General features: G+C 34.3%; 3 protein-coding genes. All 3 read left to right on the top strand.

Annotated elements, in window-relative coordinates; translation table 11 throughout:
- Window positions 1–174 precede the first annotated feature (174 nt).
- The 3 genes from ACIQ2S_RS12795 (at window position 175) to ACIQ2S_RS12785 (ending at window position 2,562) form a co-directional block, all read left to right on the top strand.
- Window positions 175–1,284 (top strand): heparan-alpha-glucosaminide N-acetyltransferase domain-containing protein, encoded by a 1,110-nt coding sequence (locus ACIQ2S_RS12795; RefSeq protein WP_396176602.1) that lies wholly within the window; start codon window positions 175–177, stop codon window positions 1,282–1,284.
- Window positions 1,285–1,927: 643 nt separating this feature from the next.
- Entirely contained in the window at window positions 1,928–2,164 is a 237-nt protein-coding gene (locus ACIQ2S_RS12790) for a hypothetical protein (RefSeq protein ID WP_396176600.1), read from the top strand.
- Window positions 2,164–2,562 (top strand): type II toxin-antitoxin system VapC family toxin, encoded by a 399-nt coding sequence (locus ACIQ2S_RS12785; protein ID WP_396176598.1) that lies wholly within the window; start codon window positions 2,164–2,166, stop codon window positions 2,560–2,562. The genes ACIQ2S_RS12790 and ACIQ2S_RS12785 overlap by 1 nt, the downstream gene beginning before the upstream one ends.
- Window positions 2,563–2,656: the final 94 nt, after the last annotated feature.

Genomic DNA, 2,656 nt, shown 5'->3' with positions numbered 1-2,656 from the left:
AATATCTGATATTGCTTGACAAACAACCTCAACTTTTCCAACGTATCCCGCTTACATATATTGCTTCCTTTCTTGGAATTTCAAGAGAAACACTCAGCCGTTTAAGAGCAAAATAATTTTGTGACATTTGTCAAATGAATTCATTTTTAGGCATCACAAATTTGCAGTCTAAAAATGATAATTAAGATGAATGTAACAACTCAAAACAATAGACTTTTATCCATAGACCTTGCCAGAGGTTTGGCAGTATTTTTTATGATTGCTGTTCATACACTTGAGGTATTTGCAAGTGAACAAGTAAAAAACTCGGTATTCGGACAAATTATAGAGTTTTTCGGAGGTCCGCCAGCCGCACCAGTTTTTATGACTTTGATGGGATTTTCATTTATGTATTCAAGGAAATCAGCATTGAAGCCAAGATTATTACGTGGCTTTAAAATATTCTTATCAGGCTATATGCTAAATATCCTAAGGGGTGTTATTCCATTCACTCTTTCTACTCAATTAGAAATGGATATTGCAAAAACACTCCCTTTAGAAAAATTAAATGAATACACTATTTTAACCATAGTTGACATTTTGCAATTTGCCGGAATTGCATTAATGATTATGGCACTTATTCAGGAGTTCAAAATCAACAAGTATATCATACTATTTACTGCATTTCTGATTAGTATGCTGTCACCATTTCTTTGGGGATTAAACCTAAACATTCCGGTAATAGACCAAATTTTTGAACTGTTTTGGGGAGACCAACCCATTGCATTTAGCTTTATCGCAAATAAAATTGCTTTTCCGGTATTTCCTTGGCTATCGTTTCCGTTACTGGGTATGTTTCTTGGCGACACAATGAAAAACTCAAAAGACCAAAGTATAACATTTAAAAACTTTGGAATAATTGGCATTTTGGTTTTGGTTATTGGAGTGGCCATTTCATATTCAAACGTAGATTATCATTTCAACGACTACTATCATAGCCGACAAGGTGGAATGTTATTTATGTGCGGCTTTGTAGTCTTTTGGCTTTACATCAATCAATTAATTCTAGACAAAGTACCGCAGAACAATTTTTTTGACTTACTTTTTAAATGGAGCAATGGAGTAACAAACATTTACTTTGCTCAATGGATAATTATCATTTGGAGCATTGCTTTTTTGGGTATTAACCAAAGCTCTTACCTCACCATTGTTTTATTAATTTTTACATTCACGTTTATATCACACTTAATAAACGAATTCATCGTATTCATACAAGATAAGAACAAAATAAAACAGACAGCATGAGCAAATACGAAATAACGCAAAGAACCACTGCTTATACAGTACCTGCAAGAAATTGGCGGTTCAGTGGTTAATTTTTAGCTTAGCTTATACTTGTAAGAGTTCAAATTATTGCACTATTACAGCAACCGTTACGGTAAGTGTTTGAATTCATGGTAAGCATGCTATGAAAGAGGAATATTGATGATGCGTTGCAAACGATGATGAGTTAGGGTGAGTTGGGCAATCCATCGCGCTGCTCAGGCCGGGCCATTCGCGCTACACGGTAGCTTGCTGCTGTCCCTATTGCAACTGTTCTAAGCGGCATAACGCTCAAAGTAGGCAGATCACTTCAACAGCACAACCTTTTAGTCAAGCATATAAGCGCTTCCGCTGTCTCGTGATGACGTTTTTAAAAAAACTACACGTGGCAACCATTCACACAATTGCATCATCGGCACATTGGCACATTGGCACATTAAAAAAGGGGGCGGGGGCATTAACGAATCAGCACATCAGCTAATTAGCTAATCAAATTGGCACATTAAAAATCTCGTATCAGATGACCTATTTTTTATAGCGGATAGTTGATCGTTAGCAGAAATGCGCCCAAAAGCTTAAAAGACAGTTGGACTTATTTTGTTATCTTTGTGAAAAGTAAAAGATTATGAGAATAGCATTAAAAAATACAACTATCGATAAATATTTTGGTTTCTTGACCAAACTAGATAATATTTCTAAGAAACGACTGATTGTAAAATTGACAGAGTCTATAGAGGTTAAAGAAAAGAAACATTTTGACTTGAAAAGCCTTTATGGTGCATGGGAAGATACAAGAACCTCCGATGAAATAATAAATGATATTAGAAATTCAAGAGTAGAAAAAAAGTCAATTGATTTATAATGAAATATTTGCTTGACTCTAATATCTGTATTCATTTTTTAAGAGGAAAATATAACGTAATTGAAAAATTGAATGAAGTTGGCATTGACAATTGTGCAATTTCTGAAATAACATTAGCAGAGTTAGTTTTTGGTGCAGAAAAAAGTGACAATCCTAAAAAGAATCATAAACTCATTGAAAAGTTCATTGGACAACTTAGTATATTGCCCATATTTGACGCAATTCAGACTTATGGAAAAGAAAAAGCACGACTACAAAGTGAAGGAAAAATGATTAGTGATTTTGACTTATTAATTGGTTGTACATCCATCGAAAATGACTTGATTATGGTTACTGAAAACATTAAAGAGTTTGACAGAATTAAAGGCATTAGAATTGAAAATTGGGTGAAACGTTAAGCGCACATCAGCTAATTAGCTAATCAAATTGGCACATTAAAAAAGGGGGCGGGGAAATTCACAATTCACCATTCACCATTCACAATTAAAAGGG

The organism is Flavobacterium sp. (assembly GCF_044371705.1).
Taxonomy (GTDB): Bacteria; Bacteroidota; Bacteroidia; order Flavobacteriales; family Flavobacteriaceae; genus Flavobacterium.
The sequence above is the reverse complement of the archived record's forward strand: the minus strand, read 5'-3'. Positions and strand labels throughout refer to the sequence as shown.